General features: G+C 46.8%; 27 protein-coding genes. 14 read left to right on the forward strand and 13 right to left on the reverse strand.

Annotated elements, in window-relative coordinates; all coding sequences use genetic code 11:
• Nucleotides 1–2 precede the first annotated feature (2 nt).
• The 4 genes from xdhC to ACLVWU_RS07990 form a co-directional block, all read right to left on the reverse strand.
• On the reverse strand, nucleotides 3–806 hold the full coding sequence (xdhC, locus tag ACLVWU_RS07975; RefSeq protein ID WP_413578461.1) for a xanthine dehydrogenase accessory protein XdhC: 804 nt from the start codon (nucleotides 804–806) through the stop codon (nucleotides 3–5).
• Nucleotides 793–3126: a xanthine dehydrogenase molybdopterin binding subunit gene (locus tag ACLVWU_RS07980; protein ID WP_413578462.1), complete on the reverse strand. Its 2334-nt coding sequence runs from the start codon at nucleotides 3124–3126 to the stop codon at nucleotides 793–795. Before ACLVWU_RS07980 ends, xdhC begins: the two co-directional genes overlap by 14 nt.
• On the reverse strand, nucleotides 3117–4595 hold the full coding sequence (locus ACLVWU_RS07985) for a xanthine dehydrogenase small subunit (RefSeq protein ID WP_413578463.1): 1479 nt from the start codon (nucleotides 4593–4595) through the stop codon (nucleotides 3117–3119). The genes ACLVWU_RS07980 and ACLVWU_RS07985 overlap by 10 nt, the downstream gene beginning before the upstream one ends.
• A 123-nt stretch (nucleotides 4596–4718) precedes the next feature.
• Nucleotides 4719–5237 carry a hypothetical protein gene (locus ACLVWU_RS07990; protein ID WP_413578464.1) on the reverse strand — a complete coding sequence of 173 codons (519 nt, stop codon included), beginning with the start codon at nucleotides 5235–5237 and terminating at the stop codon, nucleotides 4719–4721.
• Nucleotides 5238–5292: 55 nt separating this feature from the next.
• Here ACLVWU_RS07990 and ACLVWU_RS07995 point away from each other — a divergent pair, with 55 nt between their 5' ends.
• A complete protein-coding gene (locus ACLVWU_RS07995; RefSeq protein ID WP_413578465.1) occupies nucleotides 5293–7650 on the forward strand; it encodes a fatty acid cis/trans isomerase in 2358 nt (785 codons plus the stop codon).
• 39 nt (nucleotides 7651–7689) lie between these two features.
• On the opposite strand, the gene ACLVWU_RS08000 is transcribed toward ACLVWU_RS07995, so the two are convergent.
• Together ACLVWU_RS08000 and ACLVWU_RS08005 are read right to left on the reverse strand one after the other, a co-directional pair.
• Nucleotides 7690–8139: a Fur family transcriptional regulator gene (locus ACLVWU_RS08000; protein ID WP_413578466.1), complete on the reverse strand. Its 450-nt coding sequence runs from the start codon at nucleotides 8137–8139 to the stop codon at nucleotides 7690–7692.
• 37 nt (nucleotides 8140–8176) lie between these two features.
• Nucleotides 8177–8917: an EI24 domain-containing protein gene (locus ACLVWU_RS08005; protein ID WP_413578467.1), complete on the reverse strand. Its 741-nt coding sequence runs from the start codon at nucleotides 8915–8917 to the stop codon at nucleotides 8177–8179.
• Nucleotides 8918–8971: 54 nt separating this feature from the next.
• Between ACLVWU_RS08005 and ACLVWU_RS08010 the strand changes: the two genes are divergently transcribed.
• On the forward strand, nucleotides 8972–9562 hold the full coding sequence (locus ACLVWU_RS08010) for a histidine phosphatase family protein (protein ID WP_413578468.1): 591 nt from the start codon (nucleotides 8972–8974) through the stop codon (nucleotides 9560–9562).
• A 2-nt stretch (nucleotides 9563–9564) separates the two neighbouring features.
• On the opposite strand, the gene ACLVWU_RS08015 is transcribed toward ACLVWU_RS08010, so the two are convergent.
• Nucleotides 9565–11073, reverse strand: coding sequence for a PAS domain-containing protein (locus ACLVWU_RS08015; RefSeq protein WP_413578469.1), 1509 nt, complete (start codon nucleotides 11071–11073; stop codon nucleotides 9565–9567).
• Between the two features lie 102 nt (nucleotides 11074–11175).
• Here ACLVWU_RS08015 and ACLVWU_RS08020 point away from each other — a divergent pair, with 102 nt between their 5' ends.
• The 5 genes from ACLVWU_RS08020 (at nucleotide 11176) to ACLVWU_RS08040 (ending at nucleotide 16278) form a co-directional block, all read left to right on the forward strand.
• Nucleotides 11176–12174, forward strand: coding sequence for a PstS family phosphate ABC transporter substrate-binding protein (locus ACLVWU_RS08020; protein ID WP_413578470.1), 999 nt, complete (start codon nucleotides 11176–11178; stop codon nucleotides 12172–12174).
• Nucleotides 12175–12248: 74 nt separating this feature from the next.
• Nucleotides 12249–13124 carry a phosphate ABC transporter permease subunit PstC gene (pstC, locus tag ACLVWU_RS08025; protein ID WP_413578776.1) on the forward strand — a complete coding sequence of 292 codons (876 nt, stop codon included), beginning with the start codon at nucleotides 12249–12251 and terminating at the stop codon, nucleotides 13122–13124.
• A complete protein-coding gene (pstA, locus tag ACLVWU_RS08030) occupies nucleotides 13125–14042 on the forward strand; it encodes a phosphate ABC transporter permease PstA (protein ID WP_413578471.1) in 918 nt (305 codons plus the stop codon).
• Between the two features lie 138 nt (nucleotides 14043–14180).
• Nucleotides 14181–14954 carry a phosphate ABC transporter ATP-binding protein PstB gene (gene pstB, locus ACLVWU_RS08035; RefSeq protein WP_413578472.1) on the forward strand — a complete coding sequence of 258 codons (774 nt, stop codon included), beginning with the start codon at nucleotides 14181–14183 and terminating at the stop codon, nucleotides 14952–14954.
• A 397-nt stretch (nucleotides 14955–15351) separates the two neighbouring features.
• On the forward strand, nucleotides 15352–16278 hold the full coding sequence (locus tag ACLVWU_RS08040; protein WP_413578473.1) for an HNH endonuclease: 927 nt from the start codon (nucleotides 15352–15354) through the stop codon (nucleotides 16276–16278).
• A 1-nt stretch (nucleotide 16279) separates the two neighbouring features.
• Here ACLVWU_RS08040 and ACLVWU_RS08045 read toward each other — a convergent pair whose 3' ends face one another.
• On the reverse strand, nucleotides 16280–16654 hold the full coding sequence (locus tag ACLVWU_RS08045) for a hypothetical protein (RefSeq protein WP_413578474.1): 375 nt from the start codon (nucleotides 16652–16654) through the stop codon (nucleotides 16280–16282).
• A 182-nt stretch (nucleotides 16655–16836) separates the two neighbouring features.
• Here ACLVWU_RS08045 and ACLVWU_RS08050 point away from each other — a divergent pair, with 182 nt between their 5' ends.
• From ACLVWU_RS08050 to rfbG, 5 genes are read left to right on the forward strand one after another with little or no spacing between them, the layout of a single operon-like run.
• Nucleotides 16837–17676 (forward strand): hypothetical protein, encoded by an 840-nt coding sequence (locus tag ACLVWU_RS08050; protein WP_413578475.1) that lies wholly within the window; start codon nucleotides 16837–16839, stop codon nucleotides 17674–17676.
• Nucleotides 17676–19079 carry a glycosyltransferase gene (locus tag ACLVWU_RS08055; RefSeq protein WP_413578476.1) on the forward strand — a complete coding sequence of 468 codons (1404 nt, stop codon included), beginning with the start codon at nucleotides 17676–17678 and terminating at the stop codon, nucleotides 19077–19079. Before ACLVWU_RS08050 ends, ACLVWU_RS08055 begins: the two co-directional genes overlap by 1 nt.
• Nucleotides 19076–19759, forward strand: coding sequence for a hypothetical protein (locus ACLVWU_RS08060; RefSeq protein WP_413578477.1), 684 nt, complete (start codon nucleotides 19076–19078; stop codon nucleotides 19757–19759). Before ACLVWU_RS08055 ends, ACLVWU_RS08060 begins: the two co-directional genes overlap by 4 nt.
• 42 nt (nucleotides 19760–19801) lie before the next feature.
• Nucleotides 19802–20104: a hypothetical protein gene (locus ACLVWU_RS08065; RefSeq protein WP_413578478.1), complete on the forward strand. Its 303-nt coding sequence runs from the start codon at nucleotides 19802–19804 to the stop codon at nucleotides 20102–20104.
• Nucleotides 20101–21108, forward strand: coding sequence for a CDP-glucose 4,6-dehydratase (rfbG, locus tag ACLVWU_RS08070; protein ID WP_413578479.1), 1008 nt, complete (start codon nucleotides 20101–20103; stop codon nucleotides 21106–21108). The genes ACLVWU_RS08065 and rfbG overlap by 4 nt, the downstream gene beginning before the upstream one ends.
• 13 nt (nucleotides 21109–21121) lie before the next feature.
• Here the strand turns inward: rfbG and ACLVWU_RS08075 are convergent, their stop codons facing one another.
• From ACLVWU_RS08075 to ACLVWU_RS08095, 5 genes are all read right to left on the reverse strand, one after another.
• Nucleotides 21122–21397, reverse strand: a complete 276-nt coding sequence (locus ACLVWU_RS08075) for a BrnA antitoxin family protein (RefSeq protein WP_413578480.1) — start codon at nucleotides 21395–21397, stop codon at nucleotides 21122–21124.
• Nucleotides 21384–21656 (reverse strand): BrnT family toxin, encoded by a 273-nt coding sequence (locus ACLVWU_RS08080; RefSeq protein ID WP_413578481.1) that lies wholly within the window; start codon nucleotides 21654–21656, stop codon nucleotides 21384–21386. The genes ACLVWU_RS08075 and ACLVWU_RS08080 overlap by 14 nt, the downstream gene beginning before the upstream one ends.
• Nucleotides 21657–21837: 181 nt before the next feature.
• Entirely contained in the window at nucleotides 21838–22566 is a 729-nt protein-coding gene (locus tag ACLVWU_RS08085) for a glycosyltransferase (RefSeq protein WP_413578482.1), read from the reverse strand.
• 74 nt (nucleotides 22567–22640) lie between these two features.
• Nucleotides 22641–22946, reverse strand: coding sequence for a helix-turn-helix transcriptional regulator (locus tag ACLVWU_RS08090; RefSeq protein ID WP_413578483.1), 306 nt, complete (start codon nucleotides 22944–22946; stop codon nucleotides 22641–22643).
• Nucleotides 22936–23217, reverse strand: coding sequence for a type II toxin-antitoxin system RelE family toxin (locus ACLVWU_RS08095; RefSeq protein WP_413578484.1), 282 nt, complete (start codon nucleotides 23215–23217; stop codon nucleotides 22936–22938). Before ACLVWU_RS08095 ends, ACLVWU_RS08090 begins: the two co-directional genes overlap by 11 nt.
• 298 nt (nucleotides 23218–23515) lie before the next feature.
• Here ACLVWU_RS08095 and galE point away from each other — a divergent pair, with 298 nt between their 5' ends.
• Both galE and ACLVWU_RS08105 read left to right on the forward strand, forming a co-directional pair.
• Complete coding sequence (galE, locus tag ACLVWU_RS08100; RefSeq protein WP_413578485.1) at nucleotides 23516–24490, forward strand: UDP-glucose 4-epimerase GalE; 975 nt, start codon at nucleotides 23516–23518, stop codon at nucleotides 24488–24490.
• Between the two features lie 63 nt (nucleotides 24491–24553).
• Entirely contained in the window at nucleotides 24554–25972 is a 1419-nt protein-coding gene (locus ACLVWU_RS08105) for a hypothetical protein (RefSeq protein WP_413578486.1), read from the forward strand.
• The last annotated feature ends 1 nt before the right edge of the window (nucleotide 25973 follow it).

The following is a 25973-nucleotide window of genomic DNA, read 5'->3' on the forward strand; positions in this document are numbered from 1 at the left end:
TCCTAATTTTTCGAATTCATTAGAGCATCACGGGTTCTAAGTAGCTGTGCCACAATGCTAAAGGAGATCTCGGCCGGATTGTTGCCGCCGAACTGTTCTCCCATCGGGCAATAAAACTGTGACATTTGATCTGCAGCAATACCGGCGTCTTTCAGATCGTTTTCCAGACGTTTGCGCTTTTGTTCGCTGCCGATATTTCCCACATAACTAAAACGCGAACGGGATTTCATGGTCTCTACCAATACTGGCAAATCCGTCCCGTGTCCCATGGTCATTAGTGTGACATAAGAGTTGTCAGGAAGTTTTGCGACTTCATCAGCCATCTTATCCGTCAGTACCGTGGTCAGCTTTGAGGATTTTGGCAGGCGTTCCAGCCACTCCGCGCGCTGGTCATAACAAGTGACTTTGCAGTCCAAAAAAAGAAGCAAACGCACAAATTCCTGGGCAATATGACCTGCGCCAAAGACTGCGATGTGAAAAGGATTCTGGGTCTTGTGAAGTTCAAAAAAGAAACTCACCACTCCGCCGCAGGTCATGCCGATATCTTTTTGCAGATTCCAATCCACAAAGTGATTCTTGTGATCTTCACGAATCATGCGTTGGGCTTCCAGAATCGCAGCGTTTTCAACCTTGCCGCCACCAACAGTTCCAAACTCCAGACCGTCGGCACTCACCAGGGCTTTAGCCCCCACGTCCTGCGGTGAAGAGCCCACTTGCTTAACCAAGGTCACGGCGACAAAGTTTTTTCCGGATTCCTGAAGGCGCTTAAAGGCGCTTAGGAAGTTTTCAAAGTTAGGCCCGGTCATAGCGATTTAGCTCCATCAACACCACTTCAGGAGTGGCTGGTGAAATAATCTGTGGAATTTTTCCCTGAGCTTTATAGCGAAGAGCATCCTTGATAGCAGTCCATGCGCTGATTCCCAACAAGAACGGCGGTTCGCCCACAGCCTTTGAGCCATGGATGTTTGCGGTGTTGCCATTGTTTTCTATGAAATCCACATTGAAAACCCGAGGTGTATCCTGCACGTTTGGAATCTTGTAAGTGGTTGGGGAGTGACTTAAAAGTTTACCGTCTTTGTTGTGATAAAGTTTTTCAGAAGTCACCCAGCCCATTCCTTGAACATAGGCGCCAGTCACTTGACCGCGATCAATGCCAGGATTCAAAGGGCGTCCCAGGTCCATTAAAATATCCGCGCGCAAGATTTTATACTCACCCGTATAGGTGTCGATTTCAACTTCGGTCGCAGCAACCCCATTGGTGAAATACTTAAATGGAGTGCCAAGGCCTGTGGCTTTACTGTAGCCCAAACCTTCGGTTTTAAAATGCGCGTATTCGCCCAGGCTCATGCGATTAAAGTAAGCCTTTAGGATTAAATCCACCCAAGACATTTCAGTTTTGGTCGGCGTATGTACGATTTTAGAATTTATAAATTCAAAGTCCTCAAAACGCAGTAAGGATTCATCAAAAGCCGGGCACTCGTTCACATCATCCATAGGGGCTTTGGCTAAAACCTGCTGAAAGACCCAAGCCAGGCGCTTGCGAATTCCCATGGCTGCCTTATGTGCAGCAGCACCATTGATATCGGCGCCACTCGAGGCCGCGGTCGGTGAGGTGTTGTGATTTTTTTCAGTCGAGGTCGCCATTACGCGAACCAGTTCCGCCGGGATGCCAAAACAGTGTGCCACGATTTGTTGGATCTTGGTGTTCACACCCTGGCCCATTTCGGTGGCACCAGTTGAAACCTGAACCGTGCCGTCCTTATGAACGTTCACAGAGGCATTTCCTTGATTTAAGAAGCGCGCAGTAAAGGCGATACCAAACTTAGTCGCGGTCACAGAAAGACCGCGAACTTTACCGTGAGAGTTCTTATTGAAGCTCTCAATTTCTTTACGGCGATTCTCATAGTCGCTGTCGGCGCGAAGACGCGCAAACAATTCCGGCAACGGAGCATTTTCCAGACGCTGACCATAGTGAGTGGTATTGCGCGTGTGCTCCTGATAGCAATTGCGCTCACGAATCAACAAAGAGTCGATTTTTAGATAAGCGGCCATCTCTTCAATGATGCTTTCAATAGTCATCGTGCCTTGCGGGCCACCAAACCCACGGAAGGCCGTGTTCGAATACATATTCGTGCGCACCACGTGGCCTTCAATGAAAGCATTCGGCAGGTAGTAGGCGCCATCAATATGGAAAAGTGCTCGATCTAAAATTGAACTGGATAAGTCTGCGTAAGCGCCACCATCTGCATAAAGATGGCATTTCAAACCTAAGATCAGGCCCTGATCGTCAAAAGCCACATCCCAAAAATTTTTGAAAGGATGGCGTTTGCCAGTCATGGCCATGTCATCGTCTTTGGAAAGAATCAAACGGGCAGGGCGATTCATACGTTGTGCAACCAAAGCTGCCATCGCAGCAAACGGTGCCGCCTGACTTTCTTTACCCCCGAAGCCACCACCCATGCGTTTAACCACGCAAACAACCTGGTGAAGTGAAAGCCCCAAGGCTTCCGCCACCAAATGCTGGGTTTCGGTCGGATGTTGCGAGCTGGAATGCACTTCAACCTGACCGTCTTCTAATGGATAGGCGACGCAGGCTTGTGATTCCAAATAGAAGTGTTCTTGACCGCCACACTCAAATACACCGCTTAAACGATGAGGTGCGCTGGCAATCGCAGCATCCACGTCGCCGCATTTCATGGGACCGCCGTGATACATGAACTGATTTTTTTCGATTGCCGCATCAATGCTCAAAACCGGCTCTGCTTTTTCAATTTCAAAAGTGATCAGGTTTCTAGCCTGTAAGAGCTGTTCATAGTCGGTTCCGACCAGGATCATCGCCGGCTCTTCGAAGTAGCCAATTTTGCTTTCAACCAAAATCGGCTGTTCAACTACGATGGTGCCCCACACATTGTGATGAAGGTCTTTTGCGGTGAACGCAGCAAGAACTCCTGGTGCTTTCAAGGCATTTTCATAATTAATAGATTTTAAAGTGCCGGCAGCTGCAGGAACCCCCACAGGCAAAACCAAGACCTCGCCTTGCTGGCGGGGACGGTCATCAATAAACACACTGGTGCCGCTGACATGCCCGGTGGAGGAATCGTGGGGGATGTTTTTTCCTATGGACATACAGCCTCCAATGCAGAAAGCACTTCGGCATCCAATTCATGGAAACATTTCTTAAATAAGTTCTCGGTCACCAGATGGCGGTACTCAGAACTCGCACGCAGATCTGACAAAGGCTTAATCAGGCTTGAAGCCAGCGCTCCAGCCGTCGCAAATGTATTTTCTGAAAAAGACTGACCATTCATCAAAGCTTCGACCTGCGGCATGCGCACCACTGTGGGGCCTACGCCTCCCATGCAGACGCGTGCTTCGCTGATGGTTTTATTTTCAATTTTCATCACGGCTGCAAAAGTCACCGCCGAAATATCCAGGTCCTTGCGCAGTGAAACTTTAAAGTAACGATGGACGAAGCCGCTTTTAAGAGCTGGAACAAATAGTCCTGTTGCCACTTCATCGTCGGCTTTGTCGAAGACTTTGTAAGCCTTATAGTAGTCTTTAAGTTTCACACTGCGAGTGCCGCGAACAGATTGAAATTGAATTTCCGCATCCAGTGCCATCAAAGGCGGAATGCTGTCACCGATAGGTGATCCATTCAGAATATTCCCCAGTAACGTCCCTTGGTTTTTAATTTGTGGTGAAGCAAAGATATGCAAAAGGCGTTTAAGTTCTGGGTGAGCAGACTTGACGAAGTTTTCAACGTCAGTCAAAGACGCCATCGCACCAATCAACATTCCCGCAGCCGAACCGCTGACAGCATGAACACCCGGGATTTTACTTAATACCAAGATTTCATGAAGCGACGTTTTTGCCTTGTTGATAAGAACCCCAAGGTCTGTGGCACCAGCAACCAGGCGGACCGCAGGATTTGCCGCCTTGATTTGCAAAGCTTCAGACAAAGTGGTCGGTATGGAAAGTTTTTTGTTCTCAGATAAAATCTCAAGCGGCTCAGACAAGTGAGATTGAAACTTCGCCGTGACTTCGGAAGTCAGATAGCGTTTGGACAGAAGTTCCCATTTGTTTAAATCCAAATTTGTCGCAGCCTTTAGGATCGGCTCATACCCCGTGCAACGGCACAGGTTGCCGGTCAGGTAATTGCGCGCTTTTTTCTCGGTGATTTCCGCGCCATCGGCTTTGCAGTCTTCTGCAAGTTGCGCCATCGAGCACACCATGCCTGGTGTGCAGAAGCCACATTGACCACCGTGAAATTCACGCATTTTGTTTTGCACTTCGCTTAAGCTTTCTGCGTGCTTCATGCCTTCAACCGTGATGATGCAGGAATGATCAAAAAGATAAACCGGAGCAATACAGGAATTGATAGTGCGCAGGGGAGTCCATCCATCACTTCGCAAAGTGGAAGTCACTACCGAGCAGGCTCCGCAGTCGCCTTCAGCGCATACGACCTTGGTCCCCGGTTTGTTCAATGTGTTTCTTAAAAATTGCGCCAGGGGCTGAAAAGCCGCTTCGCCCGAGACGTGAATATTCTCACCATTTACGTTCACTATAAGATGATTTCTTTTTGTGATTTGAGTCATCCTATAGGCGTCTCATGAAATCTGTGACCTAGCAAGTAGTCAGAGGTCTAAAATAAAAAAAAGACCCTCGAATGAGAGTCTTTTCTAAGTATTATTTAACGATTTGCAAGACTGAGGACAGAACTAGTGACGAACGATATCCGTCGCAGTTTCTTTAGCCACTTCATTCAAGCAATCAGCGAAGAATTTGCAGACCATGAACAGGTGAACTTGCTCGTCCGCTTCCAATGAAGGCTCAAGGTCTGGGGACATGAAAAGCTCTTCAATGATGTAATTGATAAGTTCTGGTTGGCCTTCTGTTTTTGCGCGCTCCTGGATTTGCACGATCATTTCATCGTTCATTTGCAGGTAAGATTCCATTTCAGCTTCTGCTTTTTCAAAGCGAGCTACAACTTCGTCTTCATTGATCGGGCGCAATTTTTTATACTTTTCTTCAAAGGCACGATTCAAAATCAAAGCCATCATGAAGCCCAAGTCCTGAGCGCCTTCGCTCATATCTTCGATGAACTCCATGAAAAAGCCACCCAAATCCGGCTGCACATCAAAAAGGTGCTCTGACGCTTTTTCCAGATCAGCTTCTGTTTCCATACCGCAGATCACGTCGATAGAATCTTGTACAACTTCAAATGGGATTTTTTCCATGCTATTCCTCTTACTTGTGTTTACTATGGCAGAGGATACAGGGGAGATTCAATCGATGCAATTCATTACGACATTTGTATTCTGTTTTATTTCGATGTTTTTTTCGCTCTCTGTCAGCGCCAAAGCCGGGAATGGCAGCAGCACCACTTATATCAATGCAGACGACCTCTATACTCATAAAATTCAGCCCCTTTTCGATAATCGCTGTATTTCCTGTCACAGCTGTTTCAATGCTCCTTGTCAGCTGAATCTGCAGAATTTTGATGGATTTGCCCGTGGTGCGAACAAATTAAACGTCTATGATGGCACTCGCTCCGAAAGTGTCGCGCCTTCCAGAATCTGGATCGACACCAAATCCACAGAAGAGTGGCGGGTGAGACACTTTTTTTCCGTAAACACGTCCGTCGAACCGGCGAAAAATGTGTTCTTCGAGATGCTTAATATGCGCGCAGTCAATTCATCGTCTGTCAAAGTACAGGTCCACGAGAGTCAGGTCTGCGCCGCAAATACGAACGAATTGGAAGCAGCCAAAAAAAGCCAACCTGAACTGGGAATGCCCTACGGTTTGCCAGCGCTGACCACCGCAGAGCTTGATTCAGTAAAAGCCTGGATTTCCAAAGGTGCTTCGGGGCCAAGTAAAGAAGCTTTGCAAAAATCTATGAGTATTCCGGAAAACCTGAAATCCCAGATTTTACTTTGGGAAAAATACTTGAATGCCGGGGATCTCAAACAAAAGTTAATCAGTCGCTATGTCTATGAGCACTTGTTTTTGGCTCATATTTATTTCAAAGAATCGCCACGGGACTTTTTCCGGTTGATTCGTTCAAAAAGCTCCTGTGAAAAGTCTGATGAAATTGCCTCGCGCAGACCGAATGATGATCCTGGAGTTAGGAAGTTTTTCTATTGCCTAAAAAAGTTCCCGGGCACTGTCGTCGCAAAAACGCATCTTCCCTATGAGCTTTCGATCGAAAAGCTTGCGCGCGTAAAGCACCTTTTTAACGAGTCCGATTGGGACATCAAAGAGCTTCCAAGCTATGCGACAGGTGTTGCGGAAAATCCCTTTGTGGCATTTCAAAGTATCCCGGCAAAGGCGCGCTATCAGTTTTTACTCGACGATGCGCAGTACCACGTGGCGACCTTTATTAAAGGACCCGTGTGCAATGGCTCCATGGCCGTGAACTCCATTCAAGAGCAGTTTTATGTGTTTTTCCTGAATCCAGACTCTGACAACATGGTTCTTTCCAAGGACTATGAAAAACACGCAAGTCCTTTGCTAAGTATGCCCGGTCAATTTGGGTCGGATGTTAAATTCACATCTGCACCGGGGGATTTAGGAAAAATCACTGAGTTCCGTGAATCCTATCGTAACCTGCGAAGCCAGGAGCTGATCAAGATTCGCCCTAAAGGGTACACTTTAAATGATATCTGGAATGGGGGAGAAACCAATCCCAATGCTGTGCTCACGGTATTCAGACATGATCAAAATGCTGTGGTCATGAAGGGAGCCGTGGGGGATTTGTCCAAAACAGTTTTCGTTTTGGATTATCCGCTATTTGAAAGACTGGTTTACAATCTCGTCGTGAATTTCGATGTCTTCGGGAATATCGGGCACCAACTTCTGACCCGCGTGTATATGGATATGATCCGCATGGAGGCCGAAGAGTTGTTCCTAAGATTCCTTCCGCCAGAACAGCGTCTTTCCTATCGGCGTAAATGGTACAAGGGGCTTTTAACAAGTGCCAAGATGTCCTATATTTTTCCACCGGTGGGTTCTGCAGAACCGACAGGAGTGCGTTTCACCGAGTCGACTGAAACGAAACGTCAGATGGTTGAAAAAATTCTTTTTTACCGAATGAACGAAACCGTGCGGGGGAGTGTGGATCGCATCAACTGGCGCGCCGTTATTCCTCCGGAAAGCGCAAAAATCAATCTGCAGGCGAAGGGCGTCGATGCGCAGCTCAGAAAAATTTCTGCGCTCAAAGCTGAAGGAAAAACTACCTTTGCGCGATTCTTTCCGGACGTTGCTTTCATTCTGGTGCACGGCCAGGGACAACAACAAATTCAACCCCGGGTGTTCACGCTGATTCACAACAAAGAACATGAAAACGTATCCTGGATCACAGCAGAAAGCCTGCGTATGGACCCCAAAGAAGATACACTAACTTTACGTGAAGGCTTCTGGGCCTCGTATCCCAATATGCTGTTCGAATTAAAGGAAAAAGATCTTCCAGAGTTCACTCGTCAGGTCACCCAAATCAAAGGCGACAATGACTACGAAGCCCTAGTCAACAAGTGGGGAGTCCGCAGGCAAAACCCCAACTTCTGGAAAACCTACGACGAACTCCAAAAAGCCTACCTCTCCTACGACCAAGTAGAAGCCGGCTATCTAGACCTAACCCGCTACAGCCTGTAAAGGGTGCCAGGTCCTACTTGCGGAAGCAATGCGTTGAGGTTATTGGCATTTGGAGCACAGACCGAAGAAATCCAGGCGGTGGGAGACTTGTTTGTAGCCCATTTTCTCAACCATCTGGATGTGGGGATCTAGATCGCAGATGTGCAGAGCTTCCACACGCTGACAGTTGCGGCAGATCACGTGATGATGGTGGTGTCCGGACTCTAAGGTTAATTCAAAGCGAGCCACGCCATCGCCGAATTCCAGGCGATTTACCAGCAGGGCTTCTTCAAATTTTTTTAGGATACGATAGATCGTGACCAGGTCAGCGCCGGCATCTTTGCCGCCGATTTTTTTAAAAATCTCGTCGGCAGAAATAGGCTCAGGATGATGCAAAAGAATCTTTAGCATCTGACTGCGTTGCTGGGTCAGTTTCATCCCAGCTTTGCGCACCCTTTCTTCAAGGGTGTCGATATCGATATTTTTACGTTCCTGACCGCATTTGTTCACGGGGCCAAGATAGCTGATCTGACATCAAAAAGCCACCCTAGGCTGGCGCGCCTTGGGATTTTTTTGATCTTAAGACTGTGAGGGCGTTTAAACCGTAATGGGTGTAGCAAATCGCCGCAAAGACCGGCAAAAAGAACAAGGCGAAAGGAATATAAGAAAATATTCCAATAATGAGCCCCATTCCAAACAAGGGTTTTGCTTCCATGGATTCAATCACATGGCGTTCTTCCTCGCTCGCATAGTCCTGCAAAACATCGTACAGAAAAACCTTCTTGTTTAGCCACGAAGTCAGACTTAAAGGCACTAGAACTGCGCCAGCAGGCAGAAGCCACAAAGGCAAGGTCACGCAAAACCAAAAGACAAACAAAGCCGAAGCATAGAGAGTATTCCACAAACTCCCGATCAAAGAGCCGCCACGTTTTTTCTCAAGATGCGGATAATCTTTTTCGGCAATCCATTTCAGCGCCATGGGCAAAACAAAAATAGAAACCAAAATCAATGCCATTAAAAAACAGGCGGGAATGAAAAACAAAACCAGCACAATCGCCGCCACCGCATCGACATATCCCTCGTAACCGGTGAAATCATGCAACCATTGAAAAGGCCATAGCCCTTGCAAGAATCCCTCAAGTCCTACGGTCCAGCTTCCCCAATAAAAGAAAAAAACCAGAAAGACGGCGATGACACCAAGAATAGGAGGGACGAAGGTCAGCAAAAGCAGACGCATACTAAACAAAGACTCAAAAGACCTGCGGAAAGTTCTGATAATCTTATGCATGTAGATATCTTTCCTCTTTTAAATTCAGCTTGCAAGTGTTTCAATCAGGCCATCATGACAAAAACGATTTACCTGTATAGACACGGTCAGACGGATTGGAATTTAATTCGCCGAATGCAGGGGCATTCAGATATTCCTTTGAACGAAGAAGGACGTAAACAAGCATTGGAGCTGCAAAGTTTCTTTAAGAAACATCCGGTAGAGGTGATGTTCAGCAGCGACCTGATGCGCGCTCAACAAACCGCCGCCATCGCCAACGAACACCTCAGTGCGCCCACTTTTGTATCAGAAAAATTCCGCGAAGTTTTTCTGGGGGACATCGAAGGAATGACTCAGGATGAAATCAAACAGATCCATGGCGAGGAAAGTTGGCTGCGCTGGACATCCCACGAAATTAAGAATTTCTCTTTTACCTACAATAATGGCGAAAGTGCCTTAGCCGCGATCGAAAGATTTAAAGGCGGACTTCTGGAAATGTTCCATACGAAAACTTTTGAGGTCGCGGGGCTTTGCACTCATGGTCTGATGTTAAAGAGATTTCTTCATTCCCTAAGACCTGATTTGCAGGAGCCTTTGCCGATCCCCAATTGTGTCGTGTACCGTATCAACTGGACGCCGAATCAGGGGTTTGAGTTTTCTCCCTGATGCTATTGCAAACGAGGCAGACGCATAACGAAAGTGGTGTGCTCTGCGGTGCGATCCAGGAACAAATCCCCTTTATGTGATTTCATAATTCCGGCTGAAATACTTAGTCCAAGCCCTGTGCCCTTGCCTAGCTCTTTGGTTGTGAAAAAGGGCTGCATAAGTTTTTCGGCGACATGATCAGGAATTTTAGGTCCCGAATCTATCACTTTGATATCGATGTAGTCCAAATACTCCACAGCCTCTACTCGGATCCATTTTTGCGGGGAGTTTTGAGCGGCATCAAACGAGTTGTTCAACAAATTCAGTAATACCTGTTCCACTTGGATCAAGCGGCATTCAATTTCGAACTCCTCGTCGATCGGGGAAATCTGAAGTTCCACTTCATGATTGTAAAAGCGCGTGCGACAAAACTCCAAAGTTTCATCGACCAGGCTTTTCACGCTGACAAACTCAAAGGGATCATTTTCACCTTCGCGTGAAAATGATCGCAGGGACTTGATGATGCGGGCGATTTTATCAGCTGTTTTACTGATGCTTTCCGCAGCCTGTTTGATTTTTTCCGGATCCAGATTTCCCTGATCCACCATCTGGGTTAATTGGAAGGAGCGCGCCTGAATAACGGTCAGGGGATTGTTAATCTCGTGAGCGATCCCTCCGGACATTTCGCCTAAGGCCGCCATTTTTGCAGCAGAAACCATCTTCGCATTGGACTCTGCGATCTTTCTTTCAGATTGAATTTCACGAGTGGCATCCCAGGCGACACCCACGAATGGCGAGCCGGGTTTAGTATCGTTTTTTCGTCCATACATCGTGATATTATGGACGGAACCATCGTCATGACGAACGCGATAATGAACAGAGATCTCGGGGTTGTCGCTTAAATAGGCGTCATAAAACTGCGTTGTTGCGGGCTCCCGGTCCTCTGGTAAAATCCGACGGCGATAGGTTTCCATGGGGTCGTCATTGGGTTCTTCGCCGTGCATTTCAAACATGCGGCGATCCCAAGTGGGAGTCGCAGTGACGACGTCAAATGACATTGTCCCCATTTTTGCCGCCGACAAGGACATGTTCAATTTATCCAAAGCCTCGGCTAATTCGACCTCACGGGCCTTTTGGTCATCCACAACTGAAGCAATACCGACAACACTGATCGGAATGCCTTTTTCATCGCGCTTAAATACTGTGATGCGATCATCAAGCCAGTGGTATTGCCCCCAAGCATCCTTAAAGCGATATTCAAAATGCAGAATCTCACCCTCGGGCATTTCGCCTAACACGTATTCACGGGATTTTTGAATTACGGGCAAATCGTCAGGGTGAATGACCGTGGCCCAGTAGTCGTGTCCAAGGGCTGTCAGTTGCTCCTGAGTCCATCCAAATCGGCTTGCGACATTTTCATTAAACCAAGAGAGTGTGCCGCTGGGGATGTCGAATAAATAAACGGCACTTGGCAGAGTTGCAAATACCTGCTCAATCAGTGATTTTGTGGACGTCGAAGGATCGTTTGTCATAGTTGTTTAAATGATAGCCCGAAGATCCTTATAACGCAAAATGGCTAAATCATAATCAAACCTTAACAATACTCTAAAAATAGCCCGTGATAGATTTCTACCATGTCACTACTGCTTACTTTTTTAGCATCTTTGTTCTTGGGTACTCCTGTGCACGCGCAAGTGCCAGTGATTCGCATTGATGGTTCCAGCACCGTGTTTCCAATTACGGAGGCGATGGCAGAGGAATACCAAACTATGAAACGCGGTAAAGTCCGTGTGACAGTTGGCATTTCAGGAACCGGTGGCGGTTTTAAAAAGTTTTGCCGTGGCGAGACGGATGTTCAAAATGCGTCTCGTCCCATCCAAGCAGCTGAAATTCAAAAATGCCAGGAAAAGGGCATTCGCTTTTTGGAGTTGCCTATTGCCTATGATGCAACCGCCATCGTAGTCAGCCCAAAAAACACCTGGCTGAAATCCATCACGACAGAAGAGCTGAAGAAAATGTGGGAACCAGCAGCCCAAGGAAAAATCATGCTGTGGTCGGATGTGAATCCGGCATGGCCAAAAGAAAAGTTAAAACTTTTCGGTGCGGGCGCGGATTCGGGAACTTTTGATTACTTCACGGAAGCTATCGTGGGTAAGGCAAAGTCTTCGCGTGGTGATTATACGGCCAGCGAAGATGACAACACGTTGGTAACGGGTGTTGCGAACGATATTAATTCTATCGGCTACATGCCTTTGGCTTATGCGGAAGAAAATATCGGTAAGCTTCGTATCGTTCCGGTCGTGGGTGGTCCTAAGTCTCCCAAGAAAAGCGATCCGGTGATTCCAGCTCGTAGCACGGTTGAAAGTGGGGAGTACTTTCCGTTGTCTCGCCCGGTTTTCATTTATGTGAATGAAAAATCTTTGGCTAAGGCTGAAGTTTTGGAGTTCACGAATTTCTTTTTGCAAAAATGTGCGACGATCGTGCCTGAAGTTAAATACGTACCGCTGCCGGCCTCAGCCTACAGAATTGGCCAGGAGCACGTTAAAATCAAAAAAGTGGGCACTGTTTTCGGTGGTCATACAGAAATCGGTGTGAAAATCGAAGATCTGATGAAGCGCGAAAGTGCGAGATAGAAGTACCCACTGTGAGTAAAAAACAATTAAAGAAACTATCTGAATTTACATCCGCGGATCATCCTGTTCGCCGCATGCGCCGTCTGAAGGAGACTCTTATTGAGTCCATCCTGTTTTTAGCGGCGGCAAGTTCAGTTCTTGTGACTATGGGGATCGTCGGGATTCTGGTCACAGAAAGCATCCCGTTTTTTGAACATGTCAGCTTCTGGGATTTCATCACGGACCGTGAGTGGACGCCGTTATTTGAAAATGCTCACTATGGTATTTTACCTTTATTGTGTGGAACATTCCTGACCACGATCATTGCGTTGTTGGTCGCTATTCCCCTTGGAACAGTGGCGGCAGCCTTTCTAAGTGAATACGTAAGCCCCAATGTTCGTGAAGTTTTAAAGCCAGTTCTTGAGCTTTTGGCTGCCGTTCCGACGGTGGTGTACGGATACTTTGCCTTGTTATTTGTGACGCCGCTGCTACAAAAAGTTTTCCCTTCGATGGGAGGCTTTAACGTTTTATCGGCAGGGCTCGTGATGGGGGTTATGATCATCCCTTACATCAGCTCTCTAAGTGAAGATGCCATGCGCTCTGTGCCCAGTCACTTGCGTGAAGCTTCTTTTGCAGTGGGAGCGTCTCGTATTCAAACCGCTTTCCGAGTCGTGATTCCAGCCTCCTTTTCCGGAATCACTTCGGCCTATATCCTGGGAATCTCGCGTGCTTTAGGTGAAACCATGGTTGTTGCCATTGCGGCGGGTATGCAACCGAATCTGACTTTGAATCCCTTGGAGCCTTCGGCCACAATTACGGCCTTTATCGTGCAAGTGAGTTTGGGCGATTTGCCCCATGGCTCTATCGGTTATCAGTCGATCTATGTCGCAGGTTTAAGCCTGCTGTGTTTGACGTTGTGTTTTAATATTATCGGTTTGTGGCTTCGTAAGAAATTTCAGGAGAAGGAATAGATGGAATCAAGAAAAGACCTTCTATCCAATATCAAGCGCCGTCAGATGTGGGACTTTTGCTTTGCTTTGGCGGGGCTGATGGCTTTGATGTTTGCTTTGATCACATTGCTGGCGCTGATTGTGGATTTGGCAATCACGGGTGTCCCGCGCATTAATTGGGATTTCTTCACGAACTTTCCGTCGCGCTTTCCGGAAAAAGCCGGAATTCTGTCTGCGTGGGTGGGATCATTTTGTATCATGCTGACCACGGCGTTTTGCGCGATTCCACTGGGTGTCGCTGCTGGGGTTTACCTGGAAGAGTACGCTAAGAAAAACTGGGTCTCTTCATTGATTGAACTGAATATCATCAATCTAGCGGGAATTCCGTCGATCACTTATGGCCTGATGGCTTTGGGATTGTTTGTTTATAAATTGAAACTGGGGCAAAGCATTCTGACTGCGGGTCTGACATTGGGACTGCTGGTTTTGCCGATCATCATCGTGACGACTCGTGAAGCGATTCGCTCTATTCCAAATATCATCCGCGAAGCCAGTTATGCTATGGGAGCCAGCAAATGGCAGACCATCCGTTATCACATCTTGCCATACTCTTCGGGCGGTATTTTAACGGGCGTGATTATTTCTTTATCGCGCGCGATCGGGGAGACCGCTCCATTGATCACGATCGGCGCTTTGACCTTCATCGCCTTTTTGCCGACATCGCCATTGGACACTCATCTTCCATATTTAAATTTTCAATGGCTGATGGATCCATTCACGGTCATGCCTATTCAAATGTTTAACTGGTTGTCTCGTCCGCAGGCAGCGTTCCACGTGAACGCCGCTGCAACGGGTGTGATTCTATTGATAATGACCCTGATAATGAACGGCGGAGCCATCTGGCTGCGTTCCCGCTTCCGTAAAAAGATGAAGTGGTAGAAGGTTCGCCAAGTACGAGGCGAAAGGTACGGACTTACTTACTCCCATCGGGTGGTGAGTGGTCTAAAAAAACAGCTGCAGTTTCGTTAAAAAAACTGTGTTGGATAAAGAATTGATTTAGAAGATTAGGAATTTTTTATGAGTAACGAACTAGTTCTAAGAGCCGAAGTGAAAGACCTGATTTTTTCTTACGGAGAAAAAAAGGTTCTTAACGGTATTACTCTGCCGATTTACGAAAATCGTGTGACGGCTCTTATTGGACCTTCCGGTTGTGGTAAGACCACGCTGTTGCGTTGTTTTAATCGTATGCACGACCTGTATGCCAATGCTCACTATCAGGGCGAGATCACTTTGCATCCGGACGGCATCAATATTTTGGGTAAAGACATCGATCCGATGGAAGTGCGCATGCGTATCGGGATGGTTTTCCAAAAACCAAATCCCTTCCCAAAAAGCATTTACGAAAACGTGGCTTACGGTCTGAAAGTTCGCGGCGTTAAAAAGAAAGCTTTCATGGAAGAGCGCGTGGAAAAATCCCTGCAGCAAGCGGGCTTGTGGGCAGAAGTTAAAGACCGCTTGAATTCTTCAGCGACGGCATTGTCAGGCGGACAGCAGCAACGTCTGTGTATCGCCCGTGCCCTTGCAACTGAACCAGAAATATTATTATTGGACGAGCCAACCTCGGCCCTGGACCCAATCTCCACTCGTCATATCGAAGAACTGATTCAAGAGCTTCGTAAAGATGTGACTATTGCCATCGTCACACACAGTCTGCATCAAGCAGCCCGTGTGTCTGACTATACGGCGTTTATGTATCTGGGGGATCTGATTGAATTCGGTGGAAGCGATCAAGTCTTCACAAATCCGAAAGATCAGAAAACAGAAAACTACATCACCGGCCGCTTCGGCTAGACCCGTAGCGGTGAAAAAGGCCTGACTGCTGCGTTGTCGGTCTTTCTCCTCGCTTCGACGTGCAATTAGCACGCCTGCACTGCGGGGAAAGCCCTCCGCATTCAGACCTTTTTGACCGCTACAGGCGTTCTGGGGTTTTAACGCCGCCATCAATCGCGCTGTCGAAGTTCCTACGCTCATCCTTTGCAGCAGATCCTGCTTTTGGGTTTGAAGTAAGCTCACTAAGTTAGGACTGAAAGGTACGGACACACTTTTGGTAGCGCATTCGCGTTAATGTGATGACTATGTGCAGAACCATTCGGTTTTGCGGTGCGCACAAAGATCAATACAGCAATCATATATATTAATTTCTTTTGGCACGGATCTGGCTGACCTCTTTTTTAAAACGGAGGAAAACATGGAAATTCATACTCTGAGCGATTTCGAGGTCGAATCTCGGCTAAAACACTTAGCTCGGAAAGAGCGCGAGTTGTTGCATCTGGTTTTAGTTCATATCAAGGAAGTGGAAACTCGAAAGATCTTTCTTCAACGCGGACATGCCACAATGTACGACTATCTGACCAAGGAGCTCTCTTATTCTGGCTCGGCCGCAATGAGGAGACTGGAGGCTTCTCGTATTTTAAGGGACGTACCGATGGTTGCGGCAAAAATACATCAGGGCACACTAAATCTTGCTCAGCTTTCAGAACTTTCCCGTGCAATCAAAGAAAAAAGAAAAGAGGGCGTAGAAGTCAGCGTCCAGCAGAAAGTGGATTTAGTTAACATCATAAGTGGTAAAACTACACTAGAAACACAGAAAGAGATCGCTCAAGAATTGGAAATTAAATTAAAAAAAACCGAGCAAGTCCGCATGCAGCGGGACGAATCTGTCCATGTTTCACTTACTTTTTCGCGGAACCAGCATGAGACCGTCATGCAGGCAAAGGACAAGGCAGCCCATCTTCTTCAGGAAAATAACAGGGATCACTCTTTGTCGTCATTTTTCGAGATTCTCTCCAGAAGCTATATCTTAGGAAAAGTGAAATTGGCGATGGCTAGTAAGCTCGAAGACGTTCAGGCTTATGGAAAATTGGAAACCGAAGGGCGAGTATTGAAGTCGGTCACACCAAGACTTCGATCTTTAATTCTCGCCAGGGATCAATGCTGCCAGTTCCTGGATCCTGTAACCGGAAAAAAGTGCGGTAGCACCTATGGACTTGAAGTTGATCATCGTCAGTCTCAATGGGCTGGTGGCGACCATGCGGCTGCAAACCTTCAAACTTTGTGTTCGGCTCACAATAAATACAAGTATCAGCGTGAGGCGGGAATACAGGTAAAAGACTAGTTTAAGCTTTGGGTTCCATGCGCACCACGCGCGCGCAGCCCTGGCAGATTTCAGTCATTGGCCAGCTTAGTTCACCCTTGGCAACCTTCACCTCGGCGCCGCAATGAGGACAAGTCGTCTCGCCATTCAAAATCTGCCCCTCGGATTTGTAACCCTTGCGCGCAAAGAAAAACCCAAGAAAGAAAAACAACGGAACCAATACAAAGTGAAACACAGGAATCAAAATCGAAACCAGCGAAAGTCCCCACCATAAAGCCAGCTTCTTCAAAGCATTACGTGTTTTTTCAGCCGGATTAAAGCTTTTCACTTCCAGGTAACCAGTGGTGCGACGCTCATCCATTACATTCGATTCAATTTCAATTCTTTTGCCAGTCATGTTCCGAAGGCTACTCCTCAGAAACTCGAATTGATATACGCACCGTTTCGATGCACCACGCAATTCTTAGTCCCCCTCGGTAAACTGTCGTCTGGCACGGAAAACCAACTTTCAACTCTGTAACTCCTCTTTGTTTTTCCCATCCATTAATTTCAGTTTCTGTCAGGCGAGGAGGGGAAGTTATGAAGCAGCATTTTTTAGCTAAATTTGTACTATTTGGAGCGATGGCTTTAGTCACCGCAATGGCTATCAAAGCCCAAGCGCAAAGTCAGGGCGGAAGCCCCGAAGCAGCAGCACCCGACGTGGTGAACAGATCCACAACGATCATCTCAGACGAAGGAATTTCAATCCTAAAAAAAGGCTTCTTCGATTTTTACTCCGAAAGCAGCTACTACTATGACTACGACTTCGTAACAGATTCCCGCCTGCGCTATTACCAACCCATTAGCGATTTGGGCCCTGTGGGGCTATCAGCCTACATGGGAGCAAACATCCAGTATCAATCTCCAGGAGCCCTGTCGAAATACTATGACAACACAGTAAATCCCAACGTGGGGTTGCAGCTGCAATTCTATCCAGGAGTCAAACTTCAAGGACAAGTCGGTTACCGCACCCTGATGTCAATCGATGGGCAAGAACCCACTAGTACCTGGGATCCGCGAATGATCTTCAGTGCCGGTGATCTGCAAATGTGGGGCATGACCCAAAATTTTACAGAAGGCTATTTTGAATCTGCGTATGTACCCCGCTTGGATCCAACGCCAGTGACACTGGTTTGGTTGAAGCAAGGCTATCGTTGGTTTACTCAAGCAAAACTAACCATGGATGCCTACGGCGAAATCTATCAAAGAGTTAGCAACAGTAACGATCTTGGTCCAACCATGACTGAATGGCGAGCTGGCGGTCGTGCCACTTGGTCCGAAAAATCATGGAATATCAGCGCCTTGGTTTTCCATCCCTTTCAAAAACATACCTCCGAAGGCGAACTTGAAGGTTTGCTGGCTTTGGGGGGACAGTTCTAATGGGGGCAGTCGGGTTTGACGATCTTTTTTCAGTACTGACTTTCATCGTTGTGGTCGCAACCAGTTTATTTATATTGGATGATCTGTTTATTGATTCCGTGGCTCTTATAAAACGCCTCCGTCCTTTAAGACTGCCAATTAAATCTTTGCAACGTATGAAGGGCATTCCGCAAAAACACATTGCCATTATGATCGCAAATTGGAAGGAAGCGGAAGTGATCGGACCGATGATTCGGGGAAATATCCGCGGCATCGACTATCAGAACTACACTTTTTTCCTGGGAGTTTATCCAAATGACACCGAGACCTGGCAGGAAGCTGCCCGTCTTGAAAAAATGTATCCCGATAAAGTCGTCGTTGTAGTGAACTCCGAACCAGGTCCTACTTCCAAAGGGCAGATGCTCAACGAAATTGCCCGAAAGATCATGGACTCTGAAAAAGCCTCTGGCAAAAGTATGGATCTACTTTTGCTTCAGGACTCCGAGGATGTCGTGCATCCTCAGGCGTTTACGTTGCTGAACTACTATAGCAATCAAGCGGACTTCATTCAGATTCCGGTATTCTCTTTCGATGTTCCAAAAACTTCTTTGGTTGGTGGAGTGTACATCGATGAATTCAGCGAGTCTCACACCAAAGATCTTTTGGTCAGACAAGCGATGGGGGCGGCGATTCCTTCAGCCGGAGTGGGGACTTGTATCTCCCGGGAGTTTGTAAAAACCATGATGGCCCAGCAAAACGGTCAATTGATGAAAGAAGACACGCTGACCGAGGACTATCACTTAGGGATCATCGCCAAACCTTTAGGCTTTAAATCCCATTTTGCCTGTGTCGAGCTTGTCCATGAAAACGGTGAAAAAGAATTCATAGCCACTCGCGAATACTTTCCAAATCGTTTTTCGGCAAGTGTTCGTCAGAAATCGCGCTGGACGCTGGGAATTGCCTATCAGGGGCTTGCCAATATTCAGTGGAGTGGGGGATGGGTGGATCGCTACTTCTTGCTCCGCGATCGCAAAGGACCGGCTTGTAGTGTGCTGACCGTGGCATCTTTATTGGTGTTGATGGGAATGATCGGAACGGCTGCTTTCCAACAAGACATCCCAGCTGTACTTCGCACAGACTTATTTTCAGCACTATTGGCATTTAACGCCGGGGCAATGCTTTTACGGATTATTCAAAGAATGCATGCTGTGCATCGGGTGAATGATTTCAGTCAGGCCTCGATGGTGCCTGTGCGATGGTTGGTCGCAAATGCTGTGAATGTCCTGGCAAGTTTAAAAGCTCATCGTCAATATCGCGAAAGCCAGCGAACCGGTAAGCGACCGGCCTGGATTAAAACCGAACATCAAATGCCCGCGCATTTTGGCGTCGAAATCCCAGAGCCTGCCGAGGTCAGTATCAAATGAAGAGATTGATTTTTTCTGGGACAGTCTTATTGTTATCTGTAGCAACTTTTGCAGTGATTCAAACATCGCAAAAGACCCAGGAAAAATGCATCACCGTCGTTTACGACAGCTCCCGAAATCTTGAGGGTGCGTTGAAGGTGTTTGATCAGTTCCCTGATTTTCAAAGGGTTCTTGTTGAAATGAGCGGCTATTCCAGCGGACAGCTGGAACGCTGTCAGGTCAGCTTCATAGTTAATAGTGAGTTTGATAATCTAGTGCCGAAACCTTTAGTTGAGGATTTTCTTAACTCAAAACGCAATGTCGTATGGATGGGATACAACATCTGGTCCCTAGGAGATCAACTGAATAGAAAGTTGGGCCTTCGCTACATGGGCTCTTATTCAAAGGTCAGCTTTGATCGGTGTATTTTCTTTTACCGGGGGCGCAGCACTCGCTGCTCCGAGCCTGGGCTTTCCATGCATCCCGAAACCATTCCCACCAATGAAATGAATATTGAAATCATGGCTGAAACCAGGATTCGCGGACGGGAACTGACACCGTATCTGGTGCGCTCCAACAATCTGTATTATTTGGCCGATGTTAATTTCGGGAATGTTTTTCAGGACTTCCTAAGCGAGTTTGTCGGAGCCCGGCCTCGCAATAAGATCCTGCATGCGCAAACTGTAGCTGGTCCTGGTTAATAAGGTCTTGAATCTACTTTGCTCGTTCCTTAGAATATTCCCATGACATCATTTCACTCTGATAAATACTTTATTCGCGAATCCGTATTCAATTTGGTCGAGCTTTCTTTATTGGCGCGCATGTATGAAGAACACTGTGTGCCGACTGCAGGTGGCGATTTAAACAAGCAGTCCTTGTCGCAGACGTTGCTTAAAATGAAGGCAACAGAAGGCAAAGGTGCCTTGCGCGTGGCCATTCACGATACAGACCCTGTGGGTTTTTATTGGAACTATGATGGTAACGAAACATTGTGGGTGCATCCCACTCACAGAGGCGAAGGCGTGGAGCAAGGGCTTCGCGGATGAATCTGGAGTTCTGGCGCGGACGACGTGTCTTTATCACTGGGCACACGGGCTTTCGCGGCAGTCATCTGGCCTTAGCATTAAAGCAGGCAGAAGCTTTAGTTTTTGGTTTTTCTCTTCCTCCTTCGACCAATCCCAATTTCTTTGAAGTCGCAAATATCGGTCAGGGTATCAATTCCACCTTCGGGGATGTTCGCGATGCTTTGGCGTTGAAAGCGGCCCTTGAGTATTCCGAAGCCCAAGTGGTTTTCCATCTGGCGGGCGGAGGTGGTCTGCGCGATTCCTGGGATCGCGTCAGTGATACGTATTCTTCTCAAGTCATGGGTACTGTGAATTTGCTGGAGGCGTTGCGAGAAACCGCCACTGTGCGCGCGATGGTGATGCTGTCTTCTGATAAAGTTTATCGCGCGCAAGCGCAGTCTGGCGCCGCGACTGAAGACTCTCCCTTGGCAGGGCAAGCCCCAGCAGCAACAGCCAAAGCCTGCACAGATCTAATTCTTGAATCCTATTTGCAAGGCGTATTTGCACCAGAAAAATACAACAAACATAAAATCGCGTTGGCTTCCGCACGCATGGGTTCCGTGATTGGCGGGGGAGACTTCGCCACCGAAAGTTTCATCTGGCAGCTGGCGCAAGCCGCTCAAGCGGGTTTGGATTTGCCATTAAAAAATCCAGATTCAATTCGTCCCTGGATGCACGTCGATGACTCGATAAATGCGCTAACAGCATTGGCCGAGGCGTTGTTCGAACAAGGCCCCAAGTACTCAGGCGAGTGGAATTTCGGCGTAGGCGCAGCTCATCAACTGTCCGTCGGGCAAGCCGCTGAAATCTTTAAAGCCAAATATCTGGGAGCCGCAATTCAGAAATTTCAAACGACGACCAAGGGCTCCGTTCACGGATTGTTGAACTGTGAAAAAGCCACTACGCAGCTCTCGTGGCAGCCGCAAGTTTCGGCAGAGCAAGCGCTTGAGCGTGTATCTGATTGGTACAAGAACTATTTTAAATAGAAAAAAATCAAGGTTACCCCAGTTTAAGAGCCATCAATTTTTCAATCTTTTCCAAGCGTTCTTCCAGCGAGGATTCCGACGAAGCCTTTTTTAAAAGAGAATTAGCCAAAGTTTGATAGGGAATTCCCTGTTTTTGTCCTTCGCTCTTAAGCCAGTTCAAAACTTCAAGATCAAGACGAATTGAGATGCTGACTTTGACATCAGCAGAGGCTAGCGCTGCCACTTTTTGTGGGTGCTTCGTTTGTTTGGCTGTCTTCATAGCTTCTTTTAAACTTTTATGTTTTTTCATAATTCTCAATCTCGCTTCGGGTTGCCCTACGGGCTGAAATGATTCTGATAACATCATCCACAACTTCCGAAAAAATCACGACAATGATTCCCAAGTGGTTCCGCCCAATTGCCCAGAAGCGGTCTTCTTGATTAGAGGAGTGAGCGTCGTCGTATGTTATCGTGAACTCGCCCCTAAAAATCAGAATGGCGTCTTCAAAGCTTATCCCGTGTTTCTTTTGGTTTAAGACGTTTTTATTGTCATCCCATTCGAAAATCATTATAGCACACCGTATATTCAATGTAAATACTGCGTAAGTGCAGGATTTCTTTGGCGAATGATATGCAACTTAAGGGTTTATTTAGGGTCGAATTAAAAGGTGAGCGATAGCTATGCGTGTCCGATAGCTAGACAAATCAGCCAAATTGCTGGGAATCTAACGGAGTGATTTAAGCGTGAATTTAGTTTTTGATATACTTCTTTCGAATTTTAAGAATTTCCCAAAGTACGCGGAAAATCTCGCGGCTGATTTTCACTTTAGAACCAGGCACATCCCGCCATTCGGTTACTGGATACTCGATGACCGAGTAATTCTTCAAACGCAATAATATCTCAACGTCAAAAACCCACTTGCCAATGAACTTTTCACTGAACGCTGTTTGAATCGTAGATGGTTTAAACAGCTTTGCTCCACACTGAGTATCATAGCTTTTAACGTGCAGAAGCTCGCCCACAAGGGTCGCAAAGCCACGCCCCAGGTAATGGCGCAACGGCGACCTGCGCACATCGGCACCAAGGCGATAAACGCGGCTACACCAGATGGAATCCACATGTCGATAGTGACTTGCGTATTGAAGCATCTTTGGAATTTCAGAAAGGGGAGTCGCCAGATCAGCATCCCAAAATCCCAGCCAAGAATCGTCGTCAAAATTGACTTTCTTCTGAACTTCAATCATGCCCTGACGAACCGCCTCGGCTTTGCCTGAATTTTTAGCAAGTTTGACCAGATGAATGAAAGGATACTTCTTGGAAGCCTCTTCAATGATTGAAGCGGTACGATCCTTTGATCCGTCGTCCACGAAGTAAAATTCAATACCCATGGAATCACCTTGAACAAATGATTCAAGATTGATTCTTTTTTCTTCGTTATAACAGGGCACTATCAAAGCAATCATATGAATATGATTCATCGGGCATTTCAAAAGTACAAGGAGCAAAACGCGATATACGACGAAAGATCAAACTTGTAGGGAAGTGATCCCAGTTAAGCGATCAATTTTACTTCTATGGACATTTTTAACCCGGCTTTGCGAAAGGAATCCCGAATGGAGCATTCTGCAGCTAGCGCCTCGGAGAGGCCGCATTTTTTGGCTATTTTTACGGCCAGCTCGATGCTAACGTGTTGACGTCCTTTTTCGATATCGCAAAGAGTGCTTTTCGAGATTTTTAAGAACTGCGCCATATCTGTTTGTGAAAGATCTTTGTTGGTGCGAGCGGAACGTAAAAAACCACCAAAGGAGAGGGGTGGAGCGCCTTTTTCCAAAAGTTTTCCAAGGTTTTTAGTACGCATGTTTATTTACCTCAATGGCGGTGATTTCAATTTCATTGTCAGTAACAGTGTAAATGACCCGATAAGCCCTGTTTAAGCGGGCAGAGCGTTCTCCTAAACGATGACCTTTTAAGGGTTCATCGTGATAACCGCTAAGTTTTCGAGTTTCGCGAATTCCAATAATCTGCACAGTTTCAACCCAGTATCTAAGTGCTTCCTGGATGTGCTGCGGAAGTCGATTGATCTGCTTTTCTGCGGATCGACTGACGAGCACGGTGGTAACAGGTTTCACTGTTGCCCTTCTGTACGGTATTCTACCGTACTTTATATTGAGTGTCAAATATTATATTCCTCGTGAATGCTGCAAATTGTAGGGACGATCTTAAAGGGGCTGTATTCGAAGGAGGTGACATTGGAATCCGAATTCGGATACTTTGTTTTTTTTGGAGCAGCAACGATAGACAAGCTAATGCTTGGCGTAATTGAAGCTTTTCTTAAGAAGCGTCGAATGTTCCCACAACGAATATCACTTTTATAAGGCAAGGGATTGGTATACGATTCCCAACCTTAAGTAAGTTTACGGGGTCATTATGCGCATTCTAGTTACCGGCGGAGCAGGATACATCGGCTCGCACACAGCAAATCAGTTGATACAGGCAGGCCACCACGTAGTGGTGTTCGATAATCTATCAACCGGCTTTATCGAATCTGTTCCCAAAAATTCAGTGTTTGAAAAAGGTGATGTAACCGACGCAGCAGCATTGTCTGGGGTCATGGTTCGCCACAAAATCGAAGCCGTCATTCATTTCGCGGCGAAACTTTCCGTAGCTGAATCGGTCTCTCATCCAACGTCGTATTACCATAACAATACCCTGGGCATGTTGAACTTGGTTCAAGCCTGCAAAGACAACAACATTAAATACGTTGTGTTTTCATCCACGGCTGCATCTTACGGTCATGGGGTTGAGAGTGGGTTGTTAAACGAAACTCTGCCAACAGTTCCCATTAATCCCTATGGCTGGTCCAAAGTTATGAGCGAAAGAATCTTAACTGAAGGTGGAAAAGAGTACGGCATTAAAAACGTCATTCTAAGATACTTCAACGTCGCTGGCGCAGCCTTGGATGGAAAAAACGGGCAAAAAACGGCCAATGCTTACCACTTGATTCACGTGGGCAGTCAGGCCGCTGTGGGTAAAAGGAAACAGGTCGCTATCTACGGAACTGATTATCCAACTCCAGACGGCACCTGTATCAGGGACTACATCCACGTCGAAGACTTAGCGCAACTTCATGTGCTGGCGCTAAACTATCTGGTCGCAGGTGGCGAGTCAGACGTGTTCAACTGTGGTTACGGACACGGTTTCTCGGTCCGGGAAGTTCTAACGACTTTGCGCAAAGTAAGTGGCAACGAATTCCCGATTGTCGAAGAAGGTCGTCGCGCAGGGGACCCGGCCATTTTGATCGCTGACTCCAGCAAGATCAGAAAGGCCTTTAAGTGGGAGCCCAAATACGACAATCTTGAAGTCATCTGTAAGTCCGCTTTCGATTGGGAACGCAGTCTTTAATTTGATCTTATTGCACAGCGCAAGATTGCTAATTTCCAAATGGCCGAGTAGGCTTCGTACCCTATGAGCAAGGCAGCCCGAAATACCGTTTTATGGACCCTTTTAGTGACCGTGGTCCTATTTGTGTTTTCCCTTTTTGGAAGACGCATTCATGTCGATGAGGCAGTTCTGGCTGAGCCCACATATTGGCTCGCTACGAATGGTTTCCTTCGCAGTGAAGGTTTGCGTGGTTGGCAACTTGCGGAAGAGCATTTCTTTTTCACCCACAAATTGTACCTCTATGCAGGCTCGCTTTTCGTAAAGCTCTTTGGTTGGGGTGTGTATTCAATTAAAGCCACCAGTCTGTTTTATTTTATGTCTCTGCTGGTAGCATGGAAGTTTGTCTTCAAACGCCTTCAAGCTCCCGCAGAGTTGTTCCTAGTATTCGGCCTGTTGCTGCTAACCAATGCCCATATTTACGAGCTGGCCTTTGTCTATCGTCCCGAAATCGCGGTGGCGTTATTTGCGACAGTGACCTATTTGTTTCTGAATGAGTTTTTAAAGCAAGGCCGCGGTATCTTTATCGCTCTTGCTGGCATGACCGCAGCACTCGCGATCGGACATCACTTAAACGGTGTGGTTGTTCCGGGCGCAGCCTGTGTATTGCTATTGTTCCGCCGCAAGTTTGTGCCAATGCTAGCCTTTGGCTGTATCGCAGCTTTGGGGTTTTTATTTCATTTGCTGGAAGTAAAAAACATGGCCGATATCACCATGATGGTGAACCAGTTCAAAAACATGCAAGACATCGGAACTGGTCATTTCTCGTTCTGGCATTATCCGCTGAACATTTTGAATGAACAACAGCGCTTCTTGCACTCGCCTAAAGAAATCGCATTCTCGCTATTCAGTTTCACAGTCATTTATTTTGGTCGAAAGCAGATTTGGGCGAAATATAAGGACCTTGCGGTCTATGCGATTGCCGGCAGTCTTTGGCTTGCTCTGATCGCCCACGGCAAGGATACGAAGTATCTAACTTTGTTCCTGCCTTTCATTGTCTTTTTGACGACGGTCTCTTTGCCAGCGGCTTTTACAGCGCATCGTAAGGTTGTGGCTGTGTTAGCGGTTTTGTTCCTGGTGGGGCAATGGCAATCCAATCTTGATTTTACCTTCAACAAAGAATCGCGCCCGCAAAGATATTCCGAACTAGTTGCTGATCTTCCTGAAGGATCACATCTATTGGGGCCGGTGTATTTCGTATTTGATGCAGTTCCCAAATATCGTTATCAAACTTTTATTTCTTATCAGTTCCAGGCATCTCATAAACATTTTGAGATGACGGCTGAAGGGCTAAATGCAGCATTAGATCAGCATGATATTAATGCGGTGATCTTTGATAAGGAATTTGGCGAGCGCTTCCAAGTGAATGAAAATTCATTTCCGAAGTTCTCGTTGGTGAAACATATCCAGGGGAGTGATCCTCTATGGTATTTCGTAAGAAAGTAGT

The organism is Bdellovibrio sp. HCB290 (assembly GCF_047305925.1).
GTDB lineage: Bacteria > Bdellovibrionota > Bdellovibrionia > Bdellovibrionales > Bdellovibrionaceae > Bdellovibrio.

Coding starts and splice junctions, on each gene's coding strand:
- xdhC (WP_413578461.1), bottom strand. CDS start 806: ATGACCGGGCCTAACTTTGAAAACTTCCTAAGCGCCTTTAAGCGCCTT.
- ACLVWU_RS07980 (WP_413578462.1), bottom strand. CDS start 3,126: ATGTCCATAGGAAAAAACATCCCCCACGATTCCTCCACCGGGCATGTC.
- ACLVWU_RS07985 (WP_413578463.1), bottom strand. CDS start 4,595: ATGACTCAAATCACAAAAAGAAATCATCTTATAGTGAACGTAAATGGT.
- ACLVWU_RS07990 (WP_413578464.1), bottom strand. CDS start 5,237: ATGGAAAAAATCCCATTTGAAGTTGTACAAGATTCTATCGACGTGATC.
- ACLVWU_RS07995 (WP_413578465.1), top strand. CDS start 5,293: ATGCAATTCATTACGACATTTGTATTCTGTTTTATTTCGATGTTTTTT.
- ACLVWU_RS08005 (WP_413578467.1), bottom strand. CDS start 8,917: ATGCATAAGATTATCAGAACTTTCCGCAGGTCTTTTGAGTCTTTGTTT.
- ACLVWU_RS08010 (WP_413578468.1), top strand. CDS start 8,972: ATGACAAAAACGATTTACCTGTATAGACACGGTCAGACGGATTGGAAT.
- ACLVWU_RS08015 (WP_413578469.1), bottom strand. CDS start 11,073: ATGACAAACGATCCTTCGACGTCCACAAAATCACTGATTGAGCAGGTA.
- ACLVWU_RS08020 (WP_413578470.1), top strand. CDS start 11,176: ATGTCACTACTGCTTACTTTTTTAGCATCTTTGTTCTTGGGTACTCCT.
- pstC (WP_413578776.1), top strand. CDS start 12,249: ATGCGCCGTCTGAAGGAGACTCTTATTGAGTCCATCCTGTTTTTAGCG.
- pstA (WP_413578471.1), top strand. CDS start 13,125: ATGGAATCAAGAAAAGACCTTCTATCCAATATCAAGCGCCGTCAGATG.
- pstB (WP_413578472.1), top strand. CDS start 14,181: ATGAGTAACGAACTAGTTCTAAGAGCCGAAGTGAAAGACCTGATTTTT.
- ACLVWU_RS08040 (WP_413578473.1), top strand. CDS start 15,352: ATGGAAATTCATACTCTGAGCGATTTCGAGGTCGAATCTCGGCTAAAA.
- ACLVWU_RS08045 (WP_413578474.1), bottom strand. CDS start 16,654: ATGACTGGCAAAAGAATTGAAATTGAATCGAATGTAATGGATGAGCGT.
- ACLVWU_RS08050 (WP_413578475.1), top strand. CDS start 16,837: ATGAAGCAGCATTTTTTAGCTAAATTTGTACTATTTGGAGCGATGGCT.
- ACLVWU_RS08055 (WP_413578476.1), top strand. CDS start 17,676: ATGGGGGCAGTCGGGTTTGACGATCTTTTTTCAGTACTGACTTTCATC.
- ACLVWU_RS08060 (WP_413578477.1), top strand. CDS start 19,076: ATGAAGAGATTGATTTTTTCTGGGACAGTCTTATTGTTATCTGTAGCA.
- ACLVWU_RS08065 (WP_413578478.1), top strand. CDS start 19,802: ATGACATCATTTCACTCTGATAAATACTTTATTCGCGAATCCGTATTC.
- rfbG (WP_413578479.1), top strand. CDS start 20,101: ATGAATCTGGAGTTCTGGCGCGGACGACGTGTCTTTATCACTGGGCAC.
- ACLVWU_RS08075 (WP_413578480.1), bottom strand. CDS start 21,397: ATGAAAAAACATAAAAGTTTAAAAGAAGCTATGAAGACAGCCAAACAA.
- ACLVWU_RS08080 (WP_413578481.1), bottom strand. CDS start 21,656: ATGATTTTCGAATGGGATGACAATAAAAACGTCTTAAACCAAAAGAAA.
- ACLVWU_RS08085 (WP_413578482.1), bottom strand. CDS start 22,566: ATGAATCATATTCATATGATTGCTTTGATAGTGCCCTGTTATAACGAA.
- ACLVWU_RS08090 (WP_413578483.1), bottom strand. CDS start 22,946: ATGCGTACTAAAAACCTTGGAAAACTTTTGGAAAAAGGCGCTCCACCC.
- galE (WP_413578485.1), top strand. CDS start 23,516: ATGCGCATTCTAGTTACCGGCGGAGCAGGATACATCGGCTCGCACACA.
- ACLVWU_RS08105 (WP_413578486.1), top strand. CDS start 24,554: ATGAGCAAGGCAGCCCGAAATACCGTTTTATGGACCCTTTTAGTGACC.